The 16,517-nt window shown below is 61.0% G+C and carries 12 protein-coding genes; 7 read left to right on the top strand and 5 right to left on the bottom strand.

What is annotated here, in order from left to right; translation table 11 throughout:
* Positions 1–35: 35 nt before the first annotated feature.
* The 3 genes from ACCD03_RS08635 to acsA are packed head-to-tail and all read right to left on the bottom strand — an operon-like array spanning position 36 to position 3,792.
* A complete protein-coding gene (locus tag ACCD03_RS08635) occupies positions 36–1,010 on the bottom strand; it encodes an alpha-ketoacid dehydrogenase subunit beta (protein ID WP_413411310.1) in 975 nt (324 codons plus the stop codon).
* A complete protein-coding gene (pdhA, locus tag ACCD03_RS08640; RefSeq protein ID WP_413411311.1) occupies positions 1,007–2,029 on the bottom strand; it encodes a pyruvate dehydrogenase (acetyl-transferring) E1 component subunit alpha in 1,023 nt (340 codons plus the stop codon). The genes ACCD03_RS08635 and pdhA overlap by 4 nt, the downstream gene beginning before the upstream one ends.
* Positions 2,026–3,792, bottom strand: coding sequence for an acetate--CoA ligase (gene acsA, locus ACCD03_RS08645; protein ID WP_413411312.1), 1,767 nt, complete (start codon positions 3,790–3,792; stop codon positions 2,026–2,028). Before acsA ends, pdhA begins: the two co-directional genes overlap by 4 nt.
* A gap of 310 nt (positions 3,793–4,102) precedes the next feature.
* Between acsA and ACCD03_RS08650 the strand changes: the two genes are divergently transcribed.
* The 3 genes from ACCD03_RS08650 (at position 4,103) to fdhF (ending at position 8,996) form a co-directional block, all read left to right on the top strand.
* Complete coding sequence (locus ACCD03_RS08650; protein ID WP_413411313.1) at positions 4,103–4,630, top strand: sigma factor-like helix-turn-helix DNA-binding protein; 528 nt, start codon at positions 4,103–4,105, stop codon at positions 4,628–4,630.
* A gap of 275 nt (positions 4,631–4,905) precedes the next feature.
* Positions 4,906–6,348, top strand: coding sequence for an NADH-ubiquinone oxidoreductase-F iron-sulfur binding region domain-containing protein (locus tag ACCD03_RS08655; RefSeq protein ID WP_413411314.1), 1,443 nt, complete (start codon positions 4,906–4,908; stop codon positions 6,346–6,348).
* On the top strand, positions 6,336–8,996 hold the full coding sequence (gene fdhF, locus ACCD03_RS08660; protein WP_413411315.1) for a formate dehydrogenase subunit alpha: 2,661 nt from the start codon (positions 6,336–6,338) through the stop codon (positions 8,994–8,996). The genes ACCD03_RS08655 and fdhF overlap by 13 nt, the downstream gene beginning before the upstream one ends.
* Before the next feature lie 56 nt (positions 8,997–9,052).
* Here fdhF and ppsA read toward each other — a convergent pair whose 3' ends face one another.
* Entirely contained in the window at positions 9,053–11,452 is a 2,400-nt protein-coding gene (ppsA, locus tag ACCD03_RS08665; protein WP_413411316.1) for a phosphoenolpyruvate synthase, read from the bottom strand.
* 66 nt (positions 11,453–11,518) lie between these two features.
* Entirely contained in the window at positions 11,519–11,791 is a 273-nt protein-coding gene (locus ACCD03_RS08670) for a hypothetical protein (protein WP_253534424.1), read from the bottom strand.
* Positions 11,792–12,553: 762 nt separating this feature from the next.
* On the opposite strand from ACCD03_RS08670, the gene ACCD03_RS08675 reads away from it, so the two are divergent.
* From ACCD03_RS08675 to ACCD03_RS08690, 4 genes are all read left to right on the top strand, one after another.
* Entirely contained in the window at positions 12,554–13,138 is a 585-nt protein-coding gene (locus ACCD03_RS08675; RefSeq protein ID WP_413411317.1) for a fasciclin domain-containing protein, read from the top strand.
* Positions 13,139–13,201: 63 nt separating this feature from the next.
* On the top strand, positions 13,202–13,525 hold the full coding sequence (locus tag ACCD03_RS08680; RefSeq protein ID WP_413411318.1) for an RNA polymerase sigma factor: 324 nt from the start codon (positions 13,202–13,204) through the stop codon (positions 13,523–13,525).
* 742 nt (positions 13,526–14,267) lie between these two features.
* On the top strand, positions 14,268–14,597 hold the full coding sequence (locus ACCD03_RS08685; RefSeq protein ID WP_413411319.1) for a hypothetical protein: 330 nt from the start codon (positions 14,268–14,270) through the stop codon (positions 14,595–14,597).
* An 11-nt stretch (positions 14,598–14,608) separates the two neighbouring features.
* The gene (locus ACCD03_RS08690; protein WP_413411320.1) at positions 14,609–16,348 is read left to right on the top strand and encodes a DUF2334 domain-containing protein; all 1,740 of its coding nucleotides are present in this window, start codon (positions 14,609–14,611) and stop codon (positions 16,346–16,348) included.
* Positions 16,349–16,517: the final 169 nt, after the last annotated feature.

The following is a 16,517-nucleotide window of genomic DNA, read 5'->3' on the forward strand; positions in this document are numbered from 1 at the left end:
AGCCTCCGCACGGGTTGCTGCGCAAGGGCGTGTGCTCATGACACCATCTGCTTGACCGCATCGACGATGCGGCTGGCCTGCGGCAGTGCGGCATCTTCCATATGCTTTGCGTAAGGAATCGGCACCTCGGCAGTGCAGACCCGGGCAACGGGAGCGTCTAGTTCATAGAACACCTGCTCGACAATGCGCGCCATGATCTCGGCGGCCAAGCCGACGCTGCACCAGCCTTCATCAACGATCACTGCCCGGCGGCACTTTGCAACCGACGCCATGATGGCGGCATCGTCGAGCGGTCGAAGCGAACGCAAGTCCACGACCTCCGCTGCAATTCCGTCTGCAAGGAGCATTTCTGCTGCCTGCAGTGCTTTGGGCAGCGACCCGCCGTAGGTGATGATCGATACATCCTTGCCTTCGATCCGGATGCGCGCAGAGTGGATGTCGGCGATGCCGGCGTCGGGCAACTCGCCCTCCATGTTGTAAAGCCCGGCATGTTCGAAGATCAAAACCGGATCGGGATCGGCCAACGCGGGCGCAAGCATGCCGCGTGCATCTTCAATGGTGGCGGGGGCCACCACTTTGATGCCTGGAATGCCGGCGTACCAGCCCTCGAAACTGTGCGAATGCTGCGCGGCAACCTGCCGGCCGGCACCGGTCGCCATACGGATCACCAGTGGCACAGAAAACTGCCCGCCCGACATGTGTCGGTACAGGGCTGCCGTGTTCACGATCTGATCGAGTGCCAGCAGGCTGAAATTGACGGTCATCACTTCGACGATCGGGCGCATGCCGCCCAACGCCGCACCAATGCCAGCGCCAGTGAACCCAAGTTCCGAGAGTGGTGTATCGCGTATGCGCTCCGGGCCGAACTCGGCTAACAGCCCTTTTGAAACCGCATAAGACCCTCCATACCGGCCGACATCCTCGCCCATGAGGAAGACACGCGGATCGCTCAGGAGTGCTTCACGCAGGGCTTCGCGCAACGCGTCACGGTAGGTGAGGCGGCGGCTCATGGCGCGGCTCCGGCGGGCGTGTAGACGTCTTTCAGCAGGTCATCCACGGGTTCCCAGGTGCCGGCGTCTGCGAAAGCCTCTGCCTCGGCTATTTCCGCATTCACTGCAGCATCAAGAGCGAGGAACGCATCCTCCGTCAATTTGCCCTCGGCCTTGAGGCGTGCCGTGAACGTATGGATTGGCCCGATTGCCTTCCAGGCCTGCAACTCTGTGGCTTGCCGGTAGAGATCGGGGTCGTACATCGAATGGGCGCGAAAGCGGTAGGTCTTCAACTCCAGGAATCCCGGGCCATCGCCGCTTCTGATGCGGGCAACGGCATCCTTTGCTGCTTCATGCACGGCAACGATATCCATGCCATCGGCCGATTGCGCTGCCATGGCGTAGGAGGCAGCCTTGGCGCACAGATCGGTCTGGGCTTGATGGCGCTCCAGAGCGGTGCCCATGGCATAGAGGTTGTTTTCGCAACAGAACAGCAGTGGCAATTTCCACAGCGCTGCGAGATTCATCGATTCATGGAAAGCACCTTCCGCCACCGCACCATCGCCAAAGAAGCAGGCGGTGATGCGATTGCTGTGCTGCATCTTCTCTGCCAATGCCAGGCCCACAGCTAGCGGAAGGCCGCCGCCGACAATGGCATTGCCGCCAAACAGCCGGTGGTTATGGTCGAACAGATGCATCGAACCACCACGGCCTCGTGCGCATCCCTCGCGCTTGCCATACATCTCTGCCATCAGCACGCCCATGTCCATGCCGCGCACCAGCGCATGACCATGTTCGCGATAGGTTGCGACGATGTTGTCTTCCGCTGATAGCGCATGCAAGGCGCCCACCCCTGCGGCCTCCTCGCCGATGTACAGGTGCAGGAATCCGCGGATCTTGCCCGCACCGTAGAGCTCTGCGCACTTCTCTTCAAACCGGCGAATGCGCAGCATGTCACGCAGCAGCGTCTTTGCGAATGTCGCGTCGTAGGGGACGGGGCCGGTCGGCGGTTGCGGAGCGGGGTGGTCGATGTCGGTCATGTTCCGCCCTCCAGCGTCGACGTATCGCCTTCGGGCAGGCCCAACTCGCGCGCCTTGAGCAAGCGTCGCATGATCTTGCCGCTGCGCGTACGCGGCAGCAGCTCTAGAAAGGCGATTTCCTTGGGGGCGACTGCTGCACCCAGGCGTGTCCTGGCATGACCGAGGAGTTCCAGGCGCAGGTTGTCGCTGGGCTCGAACCCGGGGTTGAGCGAGACAAAGGCTTTCACCATTTCGCCAACCACGGGGTCTGGCTTGCCGATCACGCCTGCTTCGGCCACCGCCGGGTGTTCCATCAACGCACTCTCGACTTCGAACGGGCCGATCAGATGCCCCGCAGACTTGATGACGTCGTCGGCGCGGCCAACGAACCAGTAGTACCCGTCTGCATCACGCCTGGCCAAGTCGCCCGTCAGGTACCACTCGCCGGAGAAGCTCTTGCGATAGCGCTCTTCGTTATTGAGGTAGCCCCGGAACATGGATGGCCACCCTTGCTTGAGCGCGAGTTCCCCTTGCTTGTCGGGTGCATTGATGATGCTCACGCTGCCATCTTCGCCGCGCTGCACGATCGCCGCCTCGACGCCTGGCAGGGGGCGGCCCATTGAACCGGGCTTGATGTCGAAGGCAGGGGTGTTGGCGATCATGATGCCGCCGGTCTCTGTCTGCCACCAGTTGTCGTGAATCGGCAAGCCCAGGACTTCTTTGCTCCACCAAACGGCTTCCGGGTTCAATGGTTCTCCTACGCTGGCGATAAACCGAAGCCGTGGCAGCGCGTACCGTCTCGCCACCTCGGGCCCAGCTTTCATTAACATGCGGATTGCGGTTGGCGCCGTGTACCAGACGCTGACACCCTCGTCACGCAGGACGCCATACCAGCGTTCGGCGTCGAATTCTTCCCGATCGACGATGGAGGTCACCCCGTGCAGCAGCGGAGCAATGGTGCCGTATGACGTACCTGTCACCCAGCCAGGATCGGCGGTGCACCAGTAGATGTCGCTAGCGTGCAGGTCCAGCGCGTACTTGCCGGTTGCCCAATGCGTCGCGACTGCGCCATGCACGTGGACTGCGCCTTTGGGCGTGCCCGTCGTGCCACTGGTGAAGTGCAGCAGCGCCATGTCTTCCGCGGTGGTTGGCGTGAGGTCGCACGCATCTGGCGCATTGCGCAGCAGCGAAACCAAGTCGAGTGTTCCTGGCTCGGACGTCTGCCCGCCGTCTTCGGCCACCAGCAGTACGTGTTTCAGGCTGGGCATACGGTCGCGCCATTTGGCGACCTTGCGAGCGTAGAGGGCGTCGGTTGTGAGCAAGACCGTGCCGGCACCCAGGTTGATGCGCGTAGCGATCGGCTCCGGACCGAATGCCGAAAAAAGAGGGGAGACTACGGTGCCGTTCTTCAGGGCGCCCAGCAGACCAACATAAAGTTCCGGAATGCGTCCGGCCAGGATGAAGAGTCGCTCGCCCTTGCCGATGCCGAGCGCGCGTAGCACATTGCAAAAGCGATTGGTTTGCGCGCACAGCTCTGTGTAGCTGACATCACGGCAGGGCATGCCGGCCGCAAGGAAGCGGAGGGCGATCCGCTCACCTTCACCACGGTTTGCATGCTTATCGACCGCGTGCCATGCAATGTTGACGATCCCTGGAGGCAGGCCCGTCAACTCATGGCTGACCGCATCCCAGGAAAAGCGGTGGCACTCGGCTTCATAGTCCGCAAGGTTAGGCCTGACCCGCAAGTCGCTGGCGGTCTTGTGGATGATCTGCGATGTGTCCATTGCGCCCCCCAGCTCAATATAGGCTTCCGGGCACACAACAGAAAGCAGGATGGGCCTGCCCATGCTTCTGCAATAGTGCGATGAAATGCACTTTGAGAACACGATGGACTTTGCATGGGACGGGGCTGTAAGGCGCGATGTCAGCCGGCTTTGAAAAACGGGGTGGCTGCAATTGAAACAGGGGCCCACATTCCCAGATGTGCTCCCAAGAGGCAAGCCAGTTCGGACAGGTGTCCGCAGATCATCGGGCGGCCTGAACCCGGAGGCGGATGCCCTCCACGCCGCATCGCGGGAAGCGCCCGCACTCCAGATGAACACGCAAAACCGCGCCCACGACGCGCAGAGCCATACCGAAACGATGAGCCGTCTGATGGCACTTGCTGCCGATCAAGGCTATCTGGTCCATTCGGATATTGCCGATGCACTACCGGCTGACACGCTATCCATCGAAGGCTTGCAGGACGACACGCTTCCTATGCTCCTGGCTGTGCCGCGTGAACCACTCTCACTTGACTCGCCTGTGGCCGAGGGCGACACGCAAATCGTGGAGTTGATCGAAGACCACGCTTCGCCGGATCCGTTTGGCGTTCGGGTAAATGCGCGCATGCGCGAGTTCGTTGAATCTTTGCTCGGCTCGATGACGCCTATCGACGCCATGGTGCTACGCCTGCGTTTCGGTATCGGGGGTGGCGGGCAGTACAGTCACGAGGAAGTCGCCCGGCAAACGGGAATGACCACCGCACAAGTGCGGCGTGCCGAGCGACAGGCCCTTCAGGCGCTGCGAAGCTCCGCACAGACCTCGGCGGCTACCTGGACATTTTTGGTCGCGGAAGACTGAACCAGCGTAGCCGCAGCGCTATCACGGGTGGATATCAAGCGGTGGCTTGACCGGCATCAAGCCATACGCTGACCGCCGGCGAACAATGATTCTGTTCCTTCATTGCGGCCACGAACATGAAGCCAGTGTTGCGAGACGTGCTTCGCCGGCGGTTGTTGCAACATCGGCGCCAAGCAGACCCGACACCCGGTAACGGCGACGGCTCTGTGTCTGTTGTCGTGGATGCTCAGGCGTCAGCCACGGAGCGCGAGTCCAGCGTGCTTCCTGGACTTCACATGAGGGAGCCTGCGCAACGGCATGCCGCCACGCAGGGCTTCTACCACCTCGAGCACAGCAGGATCAGCGAGTGCGCTTGTGCTGGCTTGGCTTGTTTCGCTGCTCGCGCTGATCAGCCAGACCGCTGGCAGATCGCGGCCACCCAGACGCCTGCCCTCTACTGCCTCGGCAAATGCTATGACGCACCGAGTGATGGTGCACACGATGTTCGTCCACACGTCGGTCAGCATGCGAGCCGTCCTGTGCTGCTGGGCAACGTGCTGCGCGGCGGCGTGCGCGATCTGATGGCGTATCGCAGCGGTGGCGGCGGTGATGCGCTTGCCATGGCTCGGCAGATGGCGCCGCAAGCGTTGGTCAACCTGGTACAGGCGTCTAGATTGCGGGGGCGGGGTGGTGCCGCATTCCCCGCAGGCATCAAATGGCAAGCCGTTGCCAATGCTGAAGCCCGGATCAAGTATGTTGTGGTCAATGCTGACGAAGGGGATGCAGGAGCGTTCTCGGATCGCTTCCTGCTGGAGGACGATCCGTTTCGGCTTATTGAAGGCGCTGCGATTGCCGCGCATGCTGTTGGCGCACAGCGCGGCTACCTCTATATCCGGAAAGAGTATCCGGCAGCGGTGCAAGTGGTCTCGCAGGCTTTGGAACAGGCTCGGTCGGCTGGCTGGCTTCTTCCGACATTCCAACTTGAATTGGTCGTAGGGCAAGGCGCCTACATCTGCGGAGAAGAGACATCGCTATTGAATGCGCTGGAAGGGCGCCGCCCGGAAGTCCGGCCGCGGCCGCCGCAGATCAGCGCACGCGGTCTATTCGGTGCCCCCACGCTCGTGCATAACGTCGAGACCCTGTGCGCAATCCCATGGATCGTGACCCGCGGCGCCGCCGCTTATGCTGCACTTGGTTTCTCGCAGAGCCGGGGCACCAAACTGCTGTCGCTGAACTCCTTGTTTCGCAGGCCCGGGCTTTACGAAGTGGATTTCGGCATCCGTCTGGCGGATGTCGTCGATCAACTCGGCCAAGGGTTGCGCCGCGGCAGGCTGAGGGGGTTGATGGTTGGAGGGCCGCTGGCTGGCATCGTGCCACCAGCGCTGCTCGACACACGGCTTGGCTACGAAGAAATGCAGGCCATCGATTGCGCCGTCGGGCATGGCGGCATGATTGCGTTTTCGGACGACACCTCCATTGCAAGCATCGTTGTGCAGGTCTTGCGCTTTGGTAGTCGCGAGTCATGCGGGAAATGCACACCCTGTCATCTGGGTACGCCCATTCTGGCAACCATGGCGCAGGCAGCCGCAAACGGCATGCCGATCGACGGCAACCGTTTCCGACACCTGATCGAGGCTTTGGCGGAAACGAGCCTCTGCGGGCACGGACGGGGATTGGCTGAGTTTGTCCAGTCCGTGCGGCGTCACTATCCGTCGGAGTTCCAATCATGGTTCGATTGACCATCGACGGTACGGCGTGTGAGGCGGCCGAGGGCGCATTACTGATTGATGCCCTGTTGGCGGCCGGCAAGATGGTTCCACACCTGTGCCACGACGACCGGCTGATACCTTCCGGCGCATGCCGTCTCTGCATCGTGCATGTGAAGGGGCAGACCCACCCCGTTGCAAGCTGCTCCACCGAAGTTGCCGAGGGCATGGTCGTACAGACGCGGAGCGATACGCTCGACGCTCTGTGCCGTACAAACCTGGAGCTGATCGCCGCGCGCTATCCGAGAACCGCCTATGCGGCGGACCCGCGTCACCCGTTTCACCGCTTGCTGGCCAAATACGATGTGCCGCCCGGCGGCAAGTTTGAGGACGGGCTGTTCCGGGACGACAGCCACCCTTACCTCGGGGTGGGCATGGATCGTTGCGTCTATTGCGAACGCTGCGTCCGCATTTGCGAAGAGGTGCAAGGCCAGTTCATCTGGGAGATGGCTGGGCGCGGCGATGCAACACGCGTTGCGATCAGCAAGGGGCCAACGCTGCTCAGCGCAGGCTGTGTGAGTTGCGGTGCATGTGTCGACACTTGCCCCAGCGGTGCCCTGTTTGATAAGCGAATCGTCTCCAAACCGACAGCCTGGACACGAACGACGTGTGCGTATTGCGGGGTCGGCTGCCAAATGGATGTGGGCACCGCCAACGGCCGCGTGGTCGCCGTGCGCCCTGCGGATCGGCCAGTCAATCGTGGCCACCTGTGCGTGAAGGGGCGCTACGCGTTTGAGTACAACCACGCCTCGGACCGCGCCACTCAGCCCATGCTTCGCCGTGATGGACGTTGGCAGGCGGTGGGTTGGAGCGAGGCGCTCGATTTCACCGCCGCACAACTGCAGGCCATCATTGCGCGGTACGGGAGCGATGCGGTTGGCGTGCTGGCGTCTTCGCGCGCGACCAACGAGGAGAACTATCTGGCGCAGAAGTTTGCCCGTGTGGTGCTGGGTACACACAACGTTGACTGCTGCGCCCGTGTTTGTCACACACCCAGTGCCAAGGCCCTCAAGACAATGCTTGGCGTTGGAGCAGCCACCAACAGCTTCGACGACATCGAGCAGGCGCGTGCTTTCCTGATCTGCGGCGCCAATCCGACCGAGAACCATCCGGTCGTCGGGGCGCGCATCAAGCAGGCGGCGCTCAAAGGGGCGCGGCTTGTTGTCATCGACCCACGCCGTACAGAGCTGGCGGCGTTGGCCGATGTCCATCTGCCCGTGCGCATGGGCTGCAACGTACCGCTATTCAATGCGCTGGCCGCCGCTATGATCGAAGAGGGACGTATTGATCGGGCATTTCTGGCCGAGCGGGTCAGCGGCTTCGATACTTTCGCCGCGCATGTTGCAGCCTTTGCACCCGAGCGAATGGCCGAGGTGTGCGGCGTGCCCGCGGATGCAATCCGCGCTGCAGCAAGAATCTATGCCGACAGCCGGCCGGCCATGTGTTTCCATGGCCTTGGCGTAACCGAGCACCTGCAAGGCAGTGAAGGCGTGATGGCACTCATTAACCTGGCCCTGCTCACAGGCAACCTTGGCAAGCCCGGCAGCGGCATCAACCCCTTACGTGGTCAAAACAACGTGCAAGGTGCGGCGCAGATGGGGTGTGACCCGGCCACACTCACCGGCTCGCAGTCGATCAGCCGGGCCGGCCCCCGCTTTGAGCAAATCTGGGGGCATCAGTTGCCAACCGGCCGCGGCCTGGACGTCCTGGAAATGATGGATGCCGCTAGGGCGGGCCACCTCAAGGCGCTGTGGGTGATGGGCTATGACATCTATCTTTCATTGGCCAACGCAACGGCAACCGCTGCTGCACTGGCTGCGCTTGACCTGGTGATCGTGCAGGATCTGTTCGTGAATCAAACCGCTGAAGCGTTCGGTACGGTTTTCCTGCCGGCGGCATCGGCCTTTGAAAAGGAGGGCACCTTCATGAACTCGGATCGGCGGGTGCAGCGTGTCCGCGCCGTCGTTACGCCCCCCGGGCAGGCACGTCCGGACTGGTGGATCATCCAGGCGCTCGCTGCGCGCATGGGCAAGCCGAAGGGTTTCGAGTTCGAGACTCCGCTGCAGATCTGGGATGAAGTGCGTTCGCTCTGGCCGGATGGTGCTGGATTGGCGTATGCGCGCCTGGAGCGCGAAGATCTTCACTGGCCATGTCCGGACGAAACTCATCCAGGCACAGCCGTGCTGCATCGGGATCGCTTCTTCGGCAGCAAGACTGCCGCCTTGGTTCCGGTTGCATACGTGCCCACATCTGAGCAGACCAGCGACGCTTATCCCTTCCTGCTGACCACCGGTCGGGGGCTGCACCATTTCAATGCCGGCACCATGAGCTACCGCACCCCCAATGCAGTGCTGAAGCCATCGGACACGCTGGACATGGCACCTGCAGATGCGGCATGTCATGGCCTGGTCGAAGGCGACATGGTCGAAGTGTCAAGCCGGTACGGTGCCGCGATCCTGCCGCTGCATGTCAGCGATGCAATGCAAAGGGGACAGTTGTTCTGCAGCTTCCATCGCCCGGATCTATTGATCAACCGATTGACGTCTGCGGTGCGCGACCGGCTGGTGCATGCGCCGGAATACAAGGTGACTGCTGTACGGGTGAAAAAGCGCGACGCCTGAACATCGGGGATGTCAGGTGTGGTCTGTGAGGGGAGGCCGCCCGAGTGGCGGCCTTATCACGGGGTTTCCAGCGCAGCGCGCTCGGCCGCGGCCACAGTGCGTTTGACCGCAATGAAGCTATCCGGGCTCACCGATATGGAATCAATGCCGCATTCGACAAGGAAGGCGGCAAACTCAGGGTGGTCACTGGGTGCCTGGCCGCACAAGCCGACGTGGGCGCCAGCCTCGTGGGCCTTGGTGATGACGCTTTGAATCATCCACTTGACCGCATCGTCCTGTTCATCGAAAAGCTCCGCGAGATCTGCCGAGTCGCGGTCAACGCCGAGCGTCAGTTGCGTCAGATCGTTGCTGCCAATTGAGAAACCGTCGAAGCGTTGCGCGAAGGCCTTGGCCAGAATCACGTTCGATGGAATCTCACACATCACATAGATCTTGAGGCCGGCTTCGCCGCGCCGGATACCGTTTTGCGCCATCACCTCCAGCACGCGGTCGGCCTCTTTTGTCGACCGGCAGAACGGAATCATGACGACCACATTCTTGAAGCCCATCTCATTGCGAAGGCGGAAAATGGCCCGGCATTCAAGCGCGAAGCCCTCCTGGTAGCGGGGCGAGTAGTACCGTGACGCTCCGCGGAACCCGAGCATGGGATTTTCTTCCTTCGGCTCGAATTCCGCCCCTCCGATCAGATGCGCATATTCGTTGGTCTTGAAGTCGCTCATGCGCACGACCACGGGCTGCGGATACTGGGCCGCGGCGATCCGTCCCAATCCACGCGCAAGGCGGTCGACGAAATATTCCGTGCGGTCTTCATAACCGGCAGTCATCGCTGCGATGGTCTGTTTGGCGTCTTCGTCTTTGAGCGTGTCGAAGCGGACAAGGGCCATCGGGTGGATCTTGATGTGGTTGCTTACCACGAACTCCATGCGTGCCAGCCCCACGCCGTCCGCCGGGATTCGCCACCACCGAAATGCTGCCGCCGGATTGGCGAGGTTCAGCATGACCTGGGTGTGTGTCGGAGGGATACTGCCGAAATCGATCTCTTCGACCTCAAAGTCGGCAATGCCTTCGTAGACAAATCCTTCCCGACCTTCCGCGCAGGACACCGTGACCTCCTGCTCGTCATGCAGCAGATGCGTCGCGTTGCCAGCGCCGACGATGGCCGGAAGCCCCAGTTCGCGGCTGACGATGGCCGCGTGTGATGTGCGGCCGCCCTGGTCGGTGATGATGGCGGCGGCCCGCCTCATCACGGGCACCCAATCTGGGTCTGTCGTCTGGGTGACGAGAATGGCGCCGTCGACAAAGCGCTCCATGTCGCGCGGGCTTTCGATGATGCAGACTTTGCCCGCCGCGACGGCTTCGCCAATGCTGACGCCGGACAGGATCTTGCGACCGGTTTTCTTGATATGCCAAGTTTTTACCGCACTGGCTTCGCGACGCGACTCGACCGTCTCTGGCCTGGCCTGCACGACGAACACCTCATTGGTGACACCATCTTTTGCCCATTCAATATCCATCGGCTGGCCATAGTGCTGCTCGATCACACAGGCCCATCGCGACAAGGTGAGGATCTCCTGGTCGCTCAGGACGAAACTCGCGCGCTCGGCTTTTGATGTCGGGACGTTCTTCGTCGGGTGGTCGCCGTCGTTCGTGTAGATCATTTTGAGACCTTTGCCGCCGAGCTTCTTCCCAACGATCGGCGACAACGACGGCTCAGACAGCAGCGGCTTGTAGACCTCGTATTCGTCGGGCTCCACGTTGCCCTGGACCACGTTTTCGCCAAGCCCCCAGGCCGCATTGATCAGGACAGACTTGTCAAAACCCGTCTCGGTATCGATGGTGAACATGACACCGGCGCCGCCCAGATCGGATCTGACCATGCGCTGTACCCCCACCGACAATGCGACCTTGGAATGGTCGATTCCCTTCGCCTGGCGGTAGCTGATTGCGCGGTCTGTAAACAGCGATGCGTAGCAGCGGCGGCAAGCGTCCAGCAGGGCACGTTCGCCGCGGATGTTGAGATAGGTTTCCTGCTGCCCGGCAAAGCTCGCTTCCGGAAGATCCTCGGCCGTCGCGCTCGATCGCACTGCAACGTCTATGTCGACCTGTCCCAATCGGCGGTTCAGTTCGTCGTAGGCAAGCCGGATCGCCTCAACCGTCTCCACTGGCCATTCACCGCGCAACATGGCCCGTCGGATGGTGAGCCCGGTCTCTGCCAGGGAAAGCTTGCCGCCATCAAGCTCAGCAAGCGCTGAGGCAATCACCGGCTGCAAGCTATTTGCATCGACGAAGCGCCAGAAGGCCTCGGCTGTGAGTGCAAAGCCCGGTGGGACATTGACGCCCCGGCCGGCAAGCGTGGCCACCATCTCGCCGAGCGATGCATTCTTGCCGCCGACTCGTGGAACGTCGGTCCGTCGCAATGCCTCGAACCAGACAACGTGCGCAGTGTTGTTGACCATGCGTTGCTCCTTCGCGGCGGGTGCCCAAGGTCGGCAGGGGTGCCGAGCCGCATTGCAAATGCGAACCTAGCAACCGTGTCCGGATGCATCGAAGTCCGGAAACTCCGCGTCAAGCAGCTCGTAGATCAACTTGGCCTTGCCGGAGAGTTCGATGTCCATCCCGCGGACGAGATGCTCGTCAGAGCGCAGCCACTTATAGGCAAGTTGCACGTCCTCGATAGTGGGCTCGATGTCGAGGATCCGGGTTAGCACTTCCGTCTCAAATGGCCCGATGACTTCGCGGATCTCACGCGCAGTCGGGCGACCCTCAATGCTGTGGCGTTGGGCTGTGGCGTTCATGGCGGTTGTGTCTCCAAGGGTGTCAGCCGGTGCATTTGCATCGCATCGAACATGGCTGTGCACGCACCGACTTGGCATGACATACAAACAAGGTTTCTCGGCGGATCAAGTCAATACTGGCATGCCCAATAGCGTCGGTTTTGCGCCGTATCAAACGTCGATCACGTGCTGTGCATCAAGAAGACTGGAGGCTTGTAAGGCCGGGATTTGTGACGCTCGCCATTCAGTGACGTTCGCCATTAACCACAAGTGACAAGTGGGGGCATCACTGCCGCAACAATTTCGAGCGTCGCGCCTGCGCGGAACGTTGCGCGCCTCGCTGAACCAGGCCCTCTACCGTTGGTTGCGAGTGCTTGCTGGGGTTTCAAAGCGATCGCGTTCCACCACAGACGGCGAGTGCAAGCCATTCAGTAAGAAATGCGCTGACTCTCTTTGTGGAGCAACTTCTGTCTCCGCTATGCCGTCATGGCTGCATGGAAGTAAATCCGTGCGCAAAATCAACGCGCACCCGGGTCGCAAGGAAAAATCAGTACAAAACGAAAGGGCGAACAGTAGCTACCTTCCCATCTCACCAGCGAGGCTCGGTTGGATTAGCGATCGCAACTCTTGGGTCTGTAGGTACAGACATTTTCTGATGCAAAGCCAACTCAATCTTGTGGGTTGCTACTGCGTTGTTGCGCGATCCGACCGTGCATCCGACAGCCACTTGTCTTCGTATATTGATTGCTTCCACGTTGCGAAGCGCCACGATAGAGGTCAACGATGAAACGGTATCAACTGGCAAAGTTGTCTGGTGTTCTGCTTTCTTTCGCAATCATTTCTGGCGGCTATGCGTCCGTAGCGACGGCCGCAATGGGCGATGGCGAAGCCACCACCATGGTGGGCGGCGCTCCGATGTATCCGTCCAAGAACATTATTCAAAATGCGGTCAATTCGAAGGATCACACCACTCTTGTTGCTGCCGTGAAGGCAGGTGGCTTGGTCGAAACACTGTCTGGGAAGGGGCCATTCACCGTGTTCGCACCAACCAACGAAGCCTTTGCTGCACTGCCTTCCGGCACCGTCGATCAGTTGCTCAAGCCTGAAAGCAAGCCGACCTTGGTCAAGGTGTTGACCTATCACGTGGTGCCCGGCCGGCTCACGGCACAAGACCTTATGAAGGCTGTCGCCGATGGCGGCGGCAAGGCGATGCTCAAAACCGTCGAGGGTGATCCGCTCACCGTCATGCAGAAGGGCGATCGTTTGACCGTCACCGACGACAAGGGTGGCGTCGCCGTTGTAACGATCGGCAACGTGTACCAGTCGAACGGCGTGATTCACGTCGTGGACAAGGTATTGATGCCGTAATCCTTCCCGTGCAGCGCAAGGGCGCGTGCCCTTGCGCGCTCGAGCTATGACGGGAGGAGGGCAATGTCATCTCAATTTCGCTACGCGCAAGATGTTCATTGCCGGAAGGACGCGGGAGATATGCTTTTGCCGCATCCCGTCATGGGTAACCCGGGCACGCGAAATCAAATGCACGTTGTCGGAGCATCTTCGCCCGGGCCCGCGGGCACGATATCAGCGCCGCAGGAAGCCGCCCGGGAACGGCTTATTGAGCTGCTCAAGCAGACTGGCGAAGGAAGCAAATCGGCGTTCGCAGAACTCTGTACGCTGACTTCTCCCAAACTCTATTCGTCGGCTTACACAATCCTCCGCAGTTCAGGCGAAGCAGAAGACGTGCTGCAGAACTGAGTCTGTACGCAGGGCACGATTCCGTTGTACCGATGGAGCATGTGGCGTCGATGCAGTCCGTCTTGGAGCAGGGCAATGCCAAGGACAAAGCCATCAGAAACAGGGGGCATTGGCGCGCTTCGGGCGGGTGGCCTCCGGCAGTCTGCTTTGCGTTGATACAGTAGTGCCGGACACGAACACGACGTCCACCTGTTTCACGCGTGAATCAGTTCTGGCGTGTTTCGCGACGACGCGTCATGCCCGACGCGCTGATGTGCCGTGGTTCGCGCCTTTAGCCGCGTTGGCGTGGTTCTTGCGCGGATTCACCATCTGTGCAAAGTACATTGCTGCGGAGACGTCCGCCATGCCGCGGAACCATCCAGAATGCCCGCCAGTCCGTCACGACCGCCATTACGGTGGCGCCTTCGACGCGCGCGCGAGCGACGGCCGACAAGGTAGGCGGTGCCATCGACGCAGCGTCGTGGTGCAGCGTTCCGCCGCACGCGATCATGGCCGATACGCCGCTGCAATCCTGAAACGATCCTGTGCCTTCAACGGATGTGGTGGCGCCAGCGGTGGTGCTGCCTGCGTACGGCCGCGACGCCGTTCGCCATTTACGTGACGGTAGAGACCTGTTCTACAACTGGCGTCGGGAGGGAATGGCACGGGGGCCATCGAATCTCGTTGTCAGAGCAGTGTTTGGCAAACCGGGACGAGCGCTTCTTCAAGGTGAGGGCGGCGCGTTGCGTCAAGGGGACGAATCATGACATCCAAACATTGCACACCATCGTGGACATGGGCATGCAAGGGCCTGCTGACCGCCACGATCGGATTGCTGGGGGCTACAGGCCTTGCAGCGCCGACCGGTACAACCGGATCGACCGGCCCAACCAAGAATGCCGGCGTCAGCGCGTCGCCGCATATGCTGAACGGCAAGGTGCTCCCGCCGCCTCGTCCCACCGTGCCAACAGTGATCGTGCCGGGCATGCCGCGTTCGCTCATGCGCGAAGCAGAGCACGGCCATAGCACTGGCGGCACGATCGTCTCTCCGGCGTCGGTGCATCGCCAGAACGGCACTGTCTGGGTCGACTGACGGAGGCGATCATGAAAAAACTCATCCTGGCATGCATGCTCGCAGTCAGTCTCCTGCTGGCATTCCGGCCCATATCCATACCATCTGCCCAGGCTGCGACGCCGATGAAGGTGCTTGTACTGTACGACGCGCCGCCTAACGACCCTTACACCAACCTGGGTCTTGCCTACGCAATCATGCTGCGCAACCTGCTGGGGCATTGGAATACCTCAGTCAGTCTGGTCCCGATCCAGAATTACACGGCGGGCTCCGTGCAGGCCAGCCAGGCCACCTTCTATCTGGGCGACTACTACAACAACACCATTCCCCCTGCGTTCCTGAGTGACGTGATGTCAACCACCTCCACCGTGGTCTGGTTCAAGTACAACCTGTGGGAGCTGGCCTGGGACACGGTCGATTACGCCAATCCAACCTTCACCCAGAAATTCGGCATCGCCTTCAACGAGGTCTATGGCTTCAACGGCAACGTCTATCCGTCGTCGAGCAATCCGAACCCGGGGTTCTTCGATACCGTGGCTTACAAGGGCATGTCGATGGTGAAGTACTACAACTTCAACGCGACGACGGGCGTGGTCAGCGCCGATCCGGACATCGGCGTCACGCAGGTCGCTGACGCAACGAAGGCGAAGGTGCTGGTCAACATCACGGACAGCCAGACCGGAGCCGTGGCGCCCTACGTGGTCCGCTCGGGCAACTTCTGGTACTTCGCTGATCAGCCGTTTTCGTACATCGGCCCGCGCGACCGCTACCTGGCGTTCTGCGATCTGCTGCACGACATCCTTGGCGACAGCCCGTCAACGGTCTACACCCACCGGGCCATGGTGCGCTTCGAAGACATGAATGCGTACACCAGTACAAGCTCGATGAAGAAGCTGACGGATTATCTGTACAAAAAGCACATTCCGTTCTCGATGGCGACGATTCCGGTCTACACCGATCCGAACGGGTATTACAACAACGGCGTGCCGGAGACGATCACGCTGGCCAACGCGACTGGGTTGAAATCGGCGATCAACTATGCGCTCAAGCGCGGGGGCAGGGTGATGATGCATGGCTACACGCATCAATACGAGAACGTGCCCAATATCGACAACGCAGTGAGCGGCAATGATTTCGAGTTCTGGTATGCGACGGCCAATACCCCGACCGACGACGACTCGCTCCAGTGGGCAGGCGGGCGACTGGACGCGGGCCTCCAGCAGTTCACCAGCAACGGTTACACACCGTTCGCCTGGGAGGCCCCGCATTACGAATCGTCGCCGCTGTCGATTGCCTCCGTACCGCCGCGCTTCAACTCGACCTACCAGCGCGTGGTGTACTTCGCGTGCACCAACAACACCACGAGCAGCGTCACCAACACCAATACCATCTGCAGCAATAGCGATCTGTACACGCTCAACTCAACCGCCAACAGTCACGCGTTCGCGGTCGGGCAGTTCTTCCCGTACGTGATCTATTCCGACTACTACGGCCAGCGCATCATTCCGGAGAACCTCGGCAACATCGAATACAACATCTGCAATATCGATCCGTTCTCGTGCCTGACATACACCTGGCAGGATATCTACCTGAATGCCCAATATGCGCGGGTCGTGCGCGATGGTTTCGCGTCGTTCTTCTTCCATCCGTTCTGGTTGGACTCCGACATGTCGGGTACGGCTGCGTCCAACGCATTCCAGGATTTCCAGAGCCTGGTGAAAGGCATTTCCGGCCTCGGATACCAGTGGGTGGATGCAAGCACAGTGAAATAGCAGCCGACGCGCAAGGCAAGGCGGTGGACGCCACCTCACCGCCTTGCCTGTCCCTCGGGTGGGCGGCCGGCTGTCTCACCCCGCATCAGGTCAACGCGGTGAGGGCAGGGCTGGGCCAGCTGCCCCACCCGCGGCGCTCGCTCAGGGGCACCCAGGCGATCACCGGTCG

Origin of the sequence: Ralstonia sp. Ralssp135 (assembly GCF_047304345.1) — a bacterium.
GTDB lineage: Bacteria > Pseudomonadota > Gammaproteobacteria > Burkholderiales > Burkholderiaceae > Ralstonia > Ralstonia chuxiongensis.

Excerpts from the sequence above, each read along its gene's own strand:
- ACCD03_RS08635 (WP_413411310.1), bottom strand. The coding sequence starts at position 1,010 with ATGAGCCGCCGCCTCACCTACCGTGACGCGTTGCGCGAAGCCCTGCGT.
- pdhA (WP_413411311.1), bottom strand. The coding sequence starts at position 2,029 with ATGACCGACATCGACCACCCCGCTCCGCAACCGCCGACCGGCCCCGTC.
- acsA (WP_413411312.1), bottom strand. The coding sequence starts at position 3,792 with ATGGACACATCGCAGATCATCCACAAGACCGCCAGCGACTTGCGGGTC.
- ACCD03_RS08650 (WP_413411313.1), top strand. The coding sequence starts at position 4,103 with ATGAACACGCAAAACCGCGCCCACGACGCGCAGAGCCATACCGAAACG.
- ACCD03_RS08655 (WP_413411314.1), top strand. The coding sequence starts at position 4,906 with ATGAGGGAGCCTGCGCAACGGCATGCCGCCACGCAGGGCTTCTACCAC.
- fdhF (WP_413411315.1), top strand. The coding sequence starts at position 6,336 with ATGGTTCGATTGACCATCGACGGTACGGCGTGTGAGGCGGCCGAGGGC.
- ppsA (WP_413411316.1), bottom strand. The coding sequence starts at position 11,452 with ATGGTCAACAACACTGCGCACGTTGTCTGGTTCGAGGCATTGCGACGG.
- ACCD03_RS08670 (WP_253534424.1), bottom strand. The coding sequence starts at position 11,791 with ATGAACGCCACAGCCCAACGCCACAGCATTGAGGGTCGCCCGACTGCG.
- ACCD03_RS08675 (WP_413411317.1), top strand. The coding sequence starts at position 12,554 with ATGAAACGGTATCAACTGGCAAAGTTGTCTGGTGTTCTGCTTTCTTTC.
- ACCD03_RS08680 (WP_413411318.1), top strand. The coding sequence starts at position 13,202 with ATGTCATCTCAATTTCGCTACGCGCAAGATGTTCATTGCCGGAAGGAC.
- ACCD03_RS08685 (WP_413411319.1), top strand. The coding sequence starts at position 14,268 with ATGACATCCAAACATTGCACACCATCGTGGACATGGGCATGCAAGGGC.
- ACCD03_RS08690 (WP_413411320.1), top strand. The coding sequence starts at position 14,609 with ATGAAAAAACTCATCCTGGCATGCATGCTCGCAGTCAGTCTCCTGCTG.